The 12,309-nt window shown below is 66.8% G+C and carries 11 protein-coding genes; 8 read left to right on the forward strand and 3 right to left on the reverse strand.

Annotation, left to right across the window (positions count from 1 at the left end):
* Positions 1 to 1,308, forward strand: a complete 1,308-nt coding sequence (locus PY310_RS10790; RefSeq protein ID WP_275214380.1) for an alpha/beta hydrolase — start codon at positions 1 to 3, stop codon at positions 1,306 to 1,308.
* The gene (locus tag PY310_RS10795) at positions 1,308 to 3,845 is read left to right on the forward strand and encodes a bifunctional lysylphosphatidylglycerol flippase/synthetase MprF (RefSeq protein ID WP_275214464.1); all 2,538 of its coding nucleotides are present in this window, start codon (positions 1,308 to 1,310) and stop codon (positions 3,843 to 3,845) included. Before PY310_RS10790 ends, PY310_RS10795 begins: the two co-directional genes overlap by 1 nt.
* Before the next feature lie 99 nt (positions 3,846 to 3,944).
* Here PY310_RS10795 and PY310_RS10800 read toward each other — a convergent pair whose 3' ends face one another.
* Together PY310_RS10800 and nucS are read right to left on the reverse strand one after the other, a co-directional pair.
* On the reverse strand, positions 3,945 to 4,148 hold the full coding sequence (locus PY310_RS10800; protein WP_011692441.1) for a cold-shock protein: 204 nt from the start codon (positions 4,146 to 4,148) through the stop codon (positions 3,945 to 3,947).
* A gap of 287 nt (positions 4,149 to 4,435) precedes the next feature.
* Positions 4,436 to 5,131: an endonuclease NucS gene (gene nucS / locus PY310_RS10805; protein ID WP_275214381.1), complete on the reverse strand. Its 696-nt coding sequence runs from the start codon at positions 5,129 to 5,131 to the stop codon at positions 4,436 to 4,438.
* A gap of 37 nt (positions 5,132 to 5,168) precedes the next feature.
* Here nucS and PY310_RS10810 point away from each other — a divergent pair, with 37 nt between their 5' ends.
* Both PY310_RS10810 and PY310_RS10815 read left to right on the forward strand, forming a co-directional pair.
* Positions 5,169 to 5,537 carry an ATP/GTP-binding protein gene (locus PY310_RS10810; protein ID WP_275214382.1) on the forward strand — a complete coding sequence of 123 codons (369 nt, stop codon included), beginning with the start codon at positions 5,169 to 5,171 and terminating at the stop codon, positions 5,535 to 5,537.
* 60 nt (positions 5,538 to 5,597) lie between these two features.
* A complete protein-coding gene (locus PY310_RS10815) occupies positions 5,598 to 6,398 on the forward strand; it encodes an alpha/beta hydrolase (protein WP_275214383.1) in 801 nt (266 codons plus the stop codon).
* A 63-nt stretch (positions 6,399 to 6,461) separates the two neighbouring features.
* On the opposite strand, the gene PY310_RS10820 is transcribed toward PY310_RS10815, so the two are convergent.
* Entirely contained in the window at positions 6,462 to 7,595 is a 1,134-nt protein-coding gene (locus PY310_RS10820; protein ID WP_419095470.1) for an AI-2E family transporter, read from the reverse strand.
* Positions 7,596 to 7,995: 400 nt separating this feature from the next.
* Here PY310_RS10820 and PY310_RS10825 point away from each other — a divergent pair, with 400 nt between their 5' ends.
* The 4 genes from PY310_RS10825 to PY310_RS10840 are packed head-to-tail and all read left to right on the forward strand — an operon-like array spanning position 7,996 to position 12,176.
* Positions 7,996 to 9,693: a DUF8094 domain-containing protein gene (locus tag PY310_RS10825; protein ID WP_275214385.1), complete on the forward strand. Its 1,698-nt coding sequence runs from the start codon at positions 7,996 to 7,998 to the stop codon at positions 9,691 to 9,693.
* Positions 9,694 to 9,750: 57 nt separating this feature from the next.
* Positions 9,751 to 10,752, forward strand: coding sequence for a tetratricopeptide repeat protein (locus PY310_RS10830; RefSeq protein WP_275214386.1), 1,002 nt, complete (start codon positions 9,751 to 9,753; stop codon positions 10,750 to 10,752).
* Positions 10,753 to 11,850, forward strand: a complete 1,098-nt coding sequence (locus tag PY310_RS10835; protein ID WP_275214387.1) for an NADH:flavin oxidoreductase/NADH oxidase — start codon at positions 10,753 to 10,755, stop codon at positions 11,848 to 11,850.
* A 14-nt stretch (positions 11,851 to 11,864) separates the two neighbouring features.
* A complete protein-coding gene (locus PY310_RS10840; protein WP_275214388.1) occupies positions 11,865 to 12,176 on the forward strand; it encodes a DUF3253 domain-containing protein in 312 nt (103 codons plus the stop codon).
* The last annotated feature ends 133 nt before the right edge of the window (positions 12,177 to 12,309 follow it).

A 12,309-nucleotide genomic window follows, 5' to 3' on the forward strand; every position in this document is an offset into this window, starting at 1 on the left:
GTGGACTGGATCGCGGACATCCGCCTGACGGACGGGCCAGTGTACTGGTCCGCCTGGGTTCTTGGTGCCGCCGCCGCGGTGTATCTGGTCTGGCGCCCGCAGGCCGTAGGGCGGCGCCGCTGGTACCTCGGTGTGGCCGCCACACTGGCCGTCGCCGCAGGCCTGGTGCTCTTGGTTCACTGGATCCTGATCTACCTCACGTCGGTTTTTCCCGACGACCTCCCTTCCCTTGTCCTGGCCTGGGTATATGCCGGCGTCACTGCACTGTTGGTTGTTCTCCTTCGGCTCCGCGCGGACTCCTGGCGGCGGCGGACCCTCGACATCCTGGCCCTGCTGACCGTGGTGCTGCTGGCGGCCGTGCAGATCAACGCGTATTTTGGCCTCAACCGAACGGTGGCCGACCTCACGGGGACGGCGCTGACGCGCATCCCGCCGCTGGAACAGGAACTCCAGCGCCAGCCGGGACACTCCGCCCTGCCGCTGGCGGGGTGGACGCCCGCGGGCGAACTTCCCCCCGACGGCGTCATCCGCGCCGTATCGATCCCCGGCACCACTTCGGGGCTGCAGACCCGGACCTCCTACGTCTACCTTCCGCCTGCGTACTTCGCCGCCAACCGTCCCAGCCTTCCCGTGCTGGTGCTCGTTCCGGGCCAGCCCGGCGGCCCGGCGGACTGGCTCTCCGGGGGTGCATTGCTGCCGCGCATGGCGGGTTTCGCAAACCGGCACGGGGGAGTGGCCCCCGTTGTGGTGGTGGTTGATCCCAACGGCAGCCAGTCCGCCAATACGCTGTGCATGGACAGCGACCTGGCCCGGGCGGACACCTACCTCGCCGTTGACGTTCCGCACTGGATCTCCGCAACGCTGGACGTGGACACCGATGCCCGGCAGTGGGCCGTGGGCGGATTCAGTTTCGGAGCCACATGCGCTGTCCAGCTGGTCACCCGCCACCCGGACGTCTACACGGGATTCCTCGCCTTTGCCAGCGAGCGGGAGCCCGCACTCGCCAAGGAACGCCAGAAGACCGTTGATGCGGCCTTCCATGGCGACACGGCCGCCTTCGATGCCCAACTGCCATTGACGCTCCTGAAGGAGCGGCGCTACGAGGGCAAGGTGGCCTACTTCGCCGCCGGCGCCACTGATCCTGAATTTGTGGCGAACCTGCAGACGCTTGCGACGGCGGCGCGGGGCGCAGGATTCACTGTGGAGTCCGACGTGGTTCAGCGGACGGGTCACTCCTGGGACATGCTGACGCCCGGAATGGATAATGGATTGGAACTGCTGACCAGGCATTGGGGGTGGGAACACTGATGGCCGTCCGGGAACGGAGCGCCCCGGCGCTGTTCTGGTCCGCCGTGGGATTCCCGGCCCTTCAGCGGTTCATGGGCTACCTCCGTTCGGTGCCTTTGACGCTGAGCATCCTTGGCATCTTCCTGGCCACGGGCCTTCTGACTGACAGCTTCCTTGGGGGGCCGCCCGAGGAACTCCTGCCGCTGGCGGGGGTGAGCGCCCCCGGCCTGCGGGCGGGACACTGGTGGTCGCTGGTCACTTCCCTGTTCTTCGCCACCAATCCGCTCGCGTACCTGGTGGCTTCCCTGATGATCCTGCTGCTGCTGGGCGTGGCGGAAAGAAAGCTGGGCAAGCTCCAGACCGCAGCACTGCTGCTGGGTGGCCAGTTCGCCGCCGTCACGGTCTTCCTGCTGCTTACCCAGTTGGCCCGGTATGCCGGTGACGGCTGGCTGGGGCTGATGACAGAGAATGCGCTGATTGGCCCGTATGCTGCGGTCCTGGCCGTGTCCATGGCCTCCAGCGGCAAACTGCGGGTGCTCTGGCGGCGGCGGCTGCGGACAGCGGTACTCTCGGTGGCGCTGCTGCTGGTCCTGTATGTGGGGCATGCAGAGACGGTCATCGGGCTCATCGGCGCCCTGGTGGGCCTTGCCGCCAGCTGGTGGGCTGAGACTGAACACGGCCCGCTGCACGCGCCGCGCTCCACCGGCCGCGAGACGCGAAACCTGCTCGCGCTTACTGTCGCAGTCTTCGCTGTGGGACCGATTCTCACAACCATCACCCGCACGCCCACCGGCCCGCTGGCCTTGCTGCGGGACGTGCTCCTGAATCCCGTTCCGACCCTCGGCCAGCTCGAAGCCAACTGCGGCTCCACGGTTGAGGCGTCATGCCTGGAAATCGGACGCGCCGGTTTCGCGGGTCCGTTCGGGCTTGCACTCACGGTGGTCCCGGTGATTCTTCTCCTGATCTGCGCCGACGGCATGCGCCGGGGACGGAGCATGGCACTCCGGATAACGCTGGTCATCCAGCTGGTGATCACTGCCTTGGCAGCCGTGTACCTTGCCTTGTTCGCCCTGATTCCGCACTATCCCTCCCGGCCCCAGACTGCGGCCATGGGCTCGGGATTTGCCCATATCCTGCCCCTGGTGACGGTGCCCCTCCTGCTGGCGGTGCTGCTGTGGGTCAACCGGTGGCAGTTCCGGGTGGAAACCGTTCCGTCCGCCCGGCACCGACTGGCACTGGTGGTCGGCGGCGTCTGGCTGGTCCTGGCCGGCGGATACACCGTTGCCTGGCTGGCGGCCGGGGGAATGATGCGCGACGGCGGCCCCCTGGGTTTGCTGGCTGAGCTGGCCAGGCAGTACCTGCCGGTGCCGCTGCCGAACCTCTACCGCAGGGTATTCGCCGAGCGGGACACCGTTGAGGCGCTGATCTTTGCCTACTCCGGCCCGATCTTCTGGCTGGTGGCGCTGGCCGGTGTCTGGTCCGTCCTGGTGGGACGGCATCACGGCAGCGACTCCGGGCACAATGACAGGGCCGCTGCCCGCCGGCTGCTGCACCAGGGCGGCGAATCGCTGTCATGGATGGCCCTGTGGGAGCCCAACCGGTACTGGTTCAGCCCCGACGGCCGCGGTGCCGTGGCGTACCAACAGCACGGAACCGTGGCGCTTACCCTGGCCGGCCCCTTCGGAGCGGCTGAAGGCCGGGCCCGGACGGCGGTGGGCTTCATCGAGTTCTGCGGCAGCCGGGCGCTGGCGCCCGCGTTCTACTCATGCGACGGCACGCTGTGGCCCCTGCTCCGGGACCGCGGATTCCAGCGCGTCCCGGTGGCGCAGGAAACAAGGCTTTCGGTCCGCGAACTGGATTTCAAGGGCAAGGAGTGGCAGAACGTGCGCACGGCGCGGAACCGGGCGGCCAAGATGGGCATCACCGCGGTGTGGGGCACGTACAACGGCCTGCCCTCCGCGTTGCGGGCACGGCTCAACGAGGTGTCCGAGGAATGGGCTGCAGCCAAGACCATTCCGGAAATGGGCTTCACCCTCGGTGGCATCGATGAACTGATGGACGACGAGGTCCTTTGTTGCCTGGCGGTGGACGGGGACGGGAACGTGCACGGAATCACCAGCTGGCTGCCGGTGTACGAGGACGGGAAGCTGGTGAGCCGCACGCTGGACGTGATGCGCCGCGGTGCTGGAGGTTTCCCGGGGGTCATGGAGTTCCTGATCGCCGCGGCGGTGGTGGAGTTGCGGGAATCGGTGGAGGTTATTTCACTGTCCGGGTCACCGCTTGCAAGCCTGCCCGACGGCGAGATGTCCCCGGACCAGGTGCCGGACGAGAACCTGCTGCGCATTCTCGATGTGGTGGGCCACGCCCTGGAACCGGTTTACGGGTTCCGGTCCCTGGCAGCCTTCAAGTCACGCTTTCAGCCGGAATACCGGACGCTGTACCTGTATTACCAGGATCCGTTGCAGCTGCCTGCCATTGGACGTGCGCTGACCCGGGCATATTTGCCGGGCCTTTCGCTGCGCCAGGGTGCGCGGCTGGTGCGCGAACTGGTCGGCTGAGACGGCCGGACAGCGAGGCCGGCAACGAAAAAATCCCCGGCACGAATGCCGGGGATTTCTTCGCCGGGGCCGCAGCAATGCGGCGTCCGGGCGGTGGGACTAGACCAGCGTTACGCCGGTAGCCTGGGGACCCTTGGCGCCCTGACCGATTTCGAACTGAACACGCTGGTTCTCGTCGAGGGTCTTGAAGCCACCGGTCTGGATCTCGGAGTAGTGAACGAAGACATCGCCATCGGAGTCATCCGGGGTGATGAAGCCGAAGCCCTTTTCAGCGTTGAACCACTTGACGGTTCCCTGTGCCATTTATTTCTCCTCATTGTGGAACTTGTCTAAGTCCGGCACACCTCGTGCCGGGCTTGGTCACTCCGCGAGAAGAATCCGTTACTGCCATCCCAAAAAGGACAGGCCGTGCAGGAGCTTCGCGCTCGCAACATGTCTTGCGAGCATGAAAAAACACCTACACAAAGACTGTTCTAAGAATTTCATGCCGTTTCCGTCCGGTCAACGGTCCGGCCGGGAATTTTGGCTAAAAATTGCCTAAATCCCCTTGTCAGGGGCCGCATCGGGGCGCGCCGGGGGAGGGCAGGGGATCAGAAGAGCCGGGATTCGGTGTCATCCACACCGCGCATGGCATCGTAATCCAGGGTGACGCAGTCGATGCCGCGATCGTTGGCGAGCACTTTTGCCTGCGGTTTGATCTGCTGGGCCGCGAAGATCCCACGGACCGGCGCCAGCAGCGGGTCCCGGTTCAGCAGCTCCAGGTAGCGGGTCAGCTGCTCGACTCCGTCGATGTCCCCGCGCCGTTTGAGCTCAATGGCCACAGTGGCTCCGCTGGCGTCCCGGGCCAGGATGTCCACCGGCCCGATGGCGGTGAAGTACTCCCGGCGGATCAGCGAAAATCCGCTGCCCAGGGTTTCGATCTGATCCGCAAGCAGGCGCTGCAGGTCCGCCTCCACGCCGTCCTTGATCAGACCCGGGTCCACGCCCAGATCGTGGGAAGACTCGTGGATATGTTCGTGAATGTTGATGATCAGGCGGTCATCGGTCTTGGCGGACTGGACCGTCCACTGTTCCGTGACGCCCAGCTCCAGGTCAACGTCCTCCGGGGACGAGACCCGCAGGGTTGCCGGCGGACTCATCCAGTTCAGCGGCTTGTAGGAACCGCCGTCTGAATGGACCAGCACGGAGCCGTCGGCCTTGACCAACAGGAGCCGGGTGGCAAGGGGAAGATGGGCTTTGAGCCGGCCAACGTAATCAACTGAACATCGGGCTATCACAAGTCGCACGCCGTACACACTACCGGGGCTAGGGCAGAATGGAGGCATGCCGCGTTCCAACCGTCCCCGCCGCCCGGCCTTTGGCAAAGGTCCGGCTGCCAAGGGCGGCCCTGCCGGCAAGGTGGCTGGAAAGAAGGGCAGCGGCGAGGTCCCGGAGCTGGATCTGGAGCGGGCGCGGGCAGGCATAGCCCGCCGGGAAAGCGCGCCCGACGGCGAGTGGATGGTCAGGACCATGACGGCCAGGAACGCCGAGAAAACCTACATCTGCCCGGGCTGTTCCACCGCGGTGGTCCCCGGCGTGGCCCACCTGGTGGTGTGGAAGGATGACCACCTTTTCGGCGCCGCCGCCGGCCTCGCCGAGCGGCGCCACTGGCACACCAACTGCTGGCTTTCCCGGAGCTACCGCTACCGCTGAGCCGGCACCGGCAGCCGCGCCCGGGCACCAGCGGTGTCCGGACTCGCTAAGCTGGCAGGCATGACTTTTGATCCGGCGTCGTACGATTTCACCCAGCCCTCGGGCCCAGCACCCATCCGCGCGTCCACGGTCCTGCCGGCGAAGCGGGAGAACATCGAACTGCACACTGCAGACGGCCACAAGCTGGTCGGCGAACTGGCGCTGCCGGAATCAGGTCCCATCACGGCGACGCTGATCACCCTGCACCCCCTCCCCACGCACGGCGGATTCATGGATTCCCACGTGTACCGGAAAGCGTCCTACCGGCTGCCGGCATTGGCCGGGGTGGCGGTGCTCCGGTTCAACACCCGCGGCACGGCATCGGCGCGGGGCACCAGCGCGGGTTCCTTCGAGGAGGGCGTCGGCGAACGGCTGGACGTGGAGGCGGCGGTGCGCTTCGCCGTCGAACGCCAACTGCCCAACCGGTGGCTGGTGGGCTGGTCATTCGGGACCGAGCTGGCACTGATGTACGGTGCCGTGGAACCGGTGGCCAGCCAGGTCCAGGGCGCCGTGCTGCTCTCACCGCCGCTGCACCGGGCCACCGACGAGCACCTGCGCCTGTGGGCGGCGGCCGGCAAGCCGCTGACGGTGCTGGTGCCCGAACACGATGACTACCTCCAGCCCGCGGCTGCGGCCGAGCGTTTCCGCCTGGTGCCTCAGGCCCGGGTGGTAGGGGTGGCCGGAGCCAAGCACCTGTGGGTGGGGGAGAAGTACGCATCCCGGGTGCTCAACGAGATCGTGGATGACGTGACCGAAGCAGGTTCGGGTCCTCACGGGCTGCCGCAGGAATGGAACGGCCCCGTGGCCACCGCCGCCACCTAGAGGCCCGTCGTTAGGCCCCCGGACACCTAACGGCCACACACCTCAAGAACTCGACGCGGGAGCTTAGTGCTTGTCCTGACGGACGATGTAAATCTCCTTGACCAGCAGCAGGATGGCGGCCGCCGTCGGGATGGCGATCAGGGCGCCCAGCACGCCCAGCAGGCTACCGCCGGCAATGACCGAAATGACGGCCACGGCGCCCGGCACGGCAACGGCCTTCTGCATGATGCGCGGTGAGATGAAGTACGCCTCGAACTGAAGGTAGGCGAAGTAGCAGATGCCGAAGATGGCGGCGGTCTGCCAGCCTTCGGTCAGCGAGATCAGCACCACCACGATGCCCGCAATCATCCCGCCCACCAGCGGAATGAACGCCAACAGTGCCACCACAAAAGCCAGCAGGAGGGCGAACGGGACACCCACGATGGACATCACCACAAACGCGAACGTGGCATTCAGCAGGGCCACGCAGGCCTGCCCGATTACGTAGTTGCCCACTGAACGGGTGATTTCCTCGGAAAGGGCGGCCACCCGCGGCCGGCGTGAGCGGGGCGCCAACCGGTAGCCCCACTTCTTCATGGACGGCAGGGCTGCCAGGAAGTAAAGGCTCAGGACCAGGACAATCAGGGTGCCGAAGAGGCCGTTGGCCAGGGTTGAGCCGAAGCCCACCACCCCGCCGAAGATTCCGCCCATGGCCGCCGGATCATTCACGAACTTGTCCAGCTCTGCGGTGATGCGGTCCCGGATCCCGAACTGGTCATCAATGCTCCGGAAAAAGTCCGAGTCTATGAAGTCCCGGACCCAGGTGGGCGCCTGGGCAACAATTTCCGTGACCTGCGACACGATCGTGGGGATGAGGGTGGCGAAGAAACCGGCCACCGCTCCGATGAGGACCGCGACTGAGAGCAGGATGCCCGCGGGGCGGGGAATCTTCCGGCTTTCCAGCCACCCCACCACAGGTTCGAGGCCGAGCGCGATGAACAGGGCGGCCACAATCCACAGGAGCAGCTGCGTGGTGTTGGAGCCGATCCAATAGACCAGAAGAGCCAGGCCTACTCCCACCGTGCCCATGAACCCCATGTACAGCGGATGCTGGGGTGAGAGGCGCGGACCGGGCTTGCCGAACTGGGATGCGGCTTCGCCCGCCGCAGCAGCGTCTTCCTCCGCCAGTTGGAACTCCGGAGGCAGCTCAGGAGGCATTTCAAACCGAAGCCTCGGCTGGGCGCCCGGCAGTGGCTGCCGCAGTCGCCGGACCAGGGAACCGACTGCTGCTGCGGCGGCCCGTGCCGCAGGCCTTCGGGGCCGTGCCGGCGCGGACGGAGCAGAGCCGCCGGTCGAGTGATTGTCATGCCCGGTCGAGAACTCTTCGGTCTTGTCAGTCACTGGGTTTTGGAGCCTGTTCCGTGCGTGGCACCGCTTGCACGGGCCGGTGTGATGATCATCGCAAACACTATCAGCAGCCTTGCTAACAGGTGCGGGAGCGTGTGATTCGCGCCTAAAACTGTGACCCGCCGCCGGCGGCTGCAGGTCATTAAAAGGGCTTCCGGTAACAAAACGGTTACTATTGAAAGCAAACCCCCGCTGATGATAGGTGTTTCCTTTGCGTTTCAAGACTGCAGTCGCACTCGTGCTGCTCGGCCTCCTGACACTTCTGGCCGGTATCGGCCAGAAGACCATCTGGGCTCCCTCCGAGACCTTCACGGCTTCGGCACCCTCGGGCACCGCCGAGGCGCCGCTGACCGTCATTGACCAGAAGCTGCGCACCCAGCAGGGCGGAACAGTGAAGATCAACGTTCAGGGCGGGGCCAACTTCCTCCTCGCGGTGGGCCGCCCTGATGATGTGGCTGCCTGGGTGGGCCAGACCGCCCACAACACCGTCACCGGGATAACGGAAAAGAAGGACGCCCTTGTGGTGGAGCATGCCGCCGGAGACGCGACGGCCCCGAACCCGGCCGGCTCTGACCTGTGGGTTTCCACTGAGAGCGCCAACGGGGAACTGGAGTACTCATGGACGCCGCCCGCAGACGGTGAATGGTCGCTGCTGCTGGCCTCGGACGGAACCCAGCCCGCGCCGGCGTCCATCTCCATGACCTTCCCGAACGACACGTCCACCCCGTGGGCCGTCCCGCTGATGGTTATCGGCGGACTCCTGATCCTCGCCGGCATTGCCCTTGCCATCCTCTCCGCCCGCAAACGCGACGGTGAAGGCGACGGCCGGGGCAGCCTGTTTGCACGCCGCGCCCGGGCCAAAGCCGAGGTGAATTCCGGCTCACGGCTCGGCATGGTGTCGGGGAGCATGATCACGGCCGCAGTGACTGCGGCCGTGGTGGCCGGAACCGGCCTCGCCGCGAACGCTGCCACCCCGCCCGCACCGGCTCCCACCACCGAACCGGCGGCCGCTCCGGCCACGCCGGCGTCGCCCGTCCTCCTGGACGCCCAGTTCCGGCGCATCCTTGAGCAGGTCTCCAGCGCCACGGACGCCGGCGACGGCGCCAAGGACGCGGCCAAGCTCGCGGACCGCGTGGGCGGGACCGAGCTTGAGGTGCGGACCCAGAACTACAAAATCCGCTCGCAGGTGGGCACGTATGAAGCCAGGATGCCGGTGCGCTCCACCAAGCTCCTCACCACGGTGGTCACCAGCGACCGCAGCTGGCCCCGCTCCGTCCTCGCGGTCACGCAGGGTGACGGCAACGTGGTCCCGCAGCTTCTGACGCTGGTGCAGCCTTCGGCCCGCGAGAACTACAAGCTGACCGAGACCACCCCGCTGCAGCCGGGAACCACCTTCCCCGCCATCGACCGCACCGGCACGGATACCCTCGCAGCCAACAACAAAGAGGGCCTGCTGTACAGCGGCGAAGAAGCCCTCGCCGGGCTGGCCGACCGCCTGTCCAACCCTGACTCCAGCTTCAAGGACAAGGTAGTGGAGGGTGCGTCCTCGCCCTATATTGCCGACACACTGTCCTACCAGGCCGAGGTTGTGGCCTCCGGGGCCAACGGAAACTTCGCCTTCACCCACAAGGTGGTGCCGGAAAGCACGGTGGTGTTCCGCACGGCCGACGGCGGAGCGCTGGTCATGGGCCGGATCAACTTCGGCTTCGACGGCACCCCCAAGGCTTCCGGCGACAAGCTCACCATCGGTGACGACGCCGCAGCGCTCGCGGGCGGCAAGGAGACCACCACCGGCATGGTGCTGAACTTTGCTGAATCGATGGCCGTCTACGTGCCGGCGGCCGGATCAACTGATCCCATCCGTCTGGTCGCCGCCACGCGCGGTCTGGTCGGGGCCAGCTTTAAGTAGCTCCCGAAGCAGTCTTCGTTACTCCTGGCAGCGGCCGGAGTGGCTAGAGTGGAAAGCATGAGTTCGCCAGCTTCCCGCCCAGTCCCTCCCGCCGCTGCCAGCCTGCTTAACCTGCGCGGCGCCGTCGACCTTTCTTCACTGAAGCAGCGCCCGGCCGCAGGCGCGGCTGCCGGCACTCCGCCGGTCCCCGGCGCCGGTGCTCCCAACGCCGCCACCAACGGCACCCCGGAAGCGGGGGCCGCACCGCTGCGCGTCGAGGTCACCGAAGGAAACTTCCAGGACCTCGTGGAGCTTTCGGCGCAGGTGCCGGTGGTCATCGCCCTCTGGGCCGCTTACTCGCCGGAGTCGGCGTCCATGGTGAATTCCCTTGAACAGGTCATCAACAGCTACGGCGGCCGGCTGGTGCTGGGCGCAGCTGACATCGACGCGTTCCCGCAGCTGGCCCAGGCTTTCCAGGTCCAGGCCGTCCCCACCGCCGTGGCCGTCATCAAGGGCCAGCCCGTGCCGCTCTTCCAGGGCGGTGCCGACGAAGCCCAGATCCGGCCGCTGCTGGACGAGCTGCTCAAAGTGGCCGCCGCGAACGGAGTGACGGGAAGCCTCGGAGGCGGGGCGCCGGCAGATGCCGAACCTGCGCCGCTTCCGCCGCTGCACCAGGCGGCCTTCGACGCCATTGAAGCGGGGGACTACGAAGCAGCCGCAGCCGCCTACCGCCAGGCACTTTTGGAAATGCCCGCGGATGCCGAAGCGAAGGCAGGGCTGGCGCAGGTGGAGCTGATGGCACGCCTGCAGCCGCTTTCCGCCCAGGACACCGACGCGCTGCGCACCCGTGCGGCCGAAGAACCCGACAACCTTGATGCCCAGCTCAGCGTTGCGGACCTGGACGTGGCAGGCGGCCACGTGGAAGACGGCCTGAACCGGGTGGTCAGCTTCATCGGGCGCAACTTCGGCCCTGAGCGGGAGACCGCCCGGGTCCGCCTCCTGGAGCTCTTCGATGTGGTGGGCACGCATGACGACCGGGTGGCAAAGGCGCGCCAGGCGCTGGCCAGGGTGCTGTTCTAAATGTCTGCACTTTTTCAGCCGCTCAAGCTCCGGTCGCTGGAGTTGGAGCACCGCGGCTGGGTATCGCCGATGTGCCAGTACAGTTGCGATCCCGACGACGCCCCGGGGGTTCCGAACGACTGGCACCTGATGCATCTGGGCTCCTTCGCCGTGGGCGGCGCCGCGCTGATCCTCACCGAAGCGGCTGCGGTGAACCCGGCAGGCCGGATCAGTCCACGGGATGCCGGGCTCTACAATGACGAGCAGGCCGAGGCCTGGACCCGGATCAACTCCTTTGTCCACCGCCATGGGGTAGCCGGCGCGAAAACCGGCGTGCAACTGGCGCACGCCGGCCGCAAGGCGTCCACCTACTGGCCCTTCTCCGGGAAGCGGGGAAGCGTGCCGGAATCCGACGGCGGCTGGACCACCGTGGGGCCCTCGGCGTCGGCGTTTGAGGGATACGCCGAACCTGCCGCGATGACCGAAGAGCAGATCCAGGACGTTATCGGCGACTTTGCGGCGGCCGCCGTGCGGGCGGTCGGCGCCGGGTTCGACACCATGGAAATCCATGGTGCGCACGGCTACCTGCTGCACCAGTTTCAGAGCCCCCTGATCAATACCCGGACAGACTCCTGGGGCGGTGACGAGACGGGACGCAACCGCCTGACACTCGCCGTCGTTGATGCCATCCGGGCTGTCATCCCTGACGGCATGCCGCTGCTGCTGCGGATCTCCGCAACGGACTGGGCAGAAAACGGGATCGACATCGGTGCGTCGGTCCGCCTCGCCGCACAGGCGCAGGAACACGGCGTGGACCTGATTGACGTGTCCAGCGGAGGAGCAGTTGCCCACCAGCAGATCAAGCCGGGCCCTGGGTACCAGACCGGATTCTCGGCACGCATCCGGCGCGAAACCGGGGTTCCCACCGGCACGGTGGGACTGCTGACCTCTGCCGGGCAAGCCGAACATGCCGTCGCCACGGCCCAGGCGGACGGGGTGTTCATCGCCAGGGCCGCCCTCCGGGACCCGCACTGGTGGCTGCGGGCGGCGTTCGAACTGGGCTACGACATCAAATGGGCACCCCAGTATGAACGCGCCGTGCCCCGGCATTCCTTCTGACTGCCGCCTGTGCGATGACCCATCGGCAGCATGGCGAAGCGACGTCCCCTGGTGACAAGAACGGGGACAAGCCACGGGACACGGTTGATAAGCAGCTGGAAGCCAGCATCCTGGAACTTCTCGCCGCCAGGGCTGAGACGTCCACCATCTGCCCATCGGATGCTGCCCGCGCTGTGGGGGCAGAGAACTGGCGCGACCTCATGGAGCCTGCCCGCAGGGCCGCACGGCGCCTGGTTGATGCGGGCGAAGTCCAGATCACCCAGGGCGGTTCCGTGATTGACCCGCTCACTGCCAAGGGGCCCATCCGCATCCGGAAGGCCCGGTAGGAACCTTCGGCAGGGTTGGCTTGACGGGGTTGGCCTGGCAGGGTTGGCCTGACACGGTTCGCTGACCAAGCCCCTGCGCCCGTGGTACTACTCCTTCAGGAGGACCCCGCCGGGGAAGCGGCGGGACTAGGCT

The sequence above is a fragment of the Pseudarthrobacter naphthalenicus genome, assembly GCF_029076445.1.
Classification (GTDB): domain Bacteria; phylum Actinomycetota; class Actinomycetes; order Actinomycetales; family Micrococcaceae; genus Arthrobacter; species Arthrobacter naphthalenicus.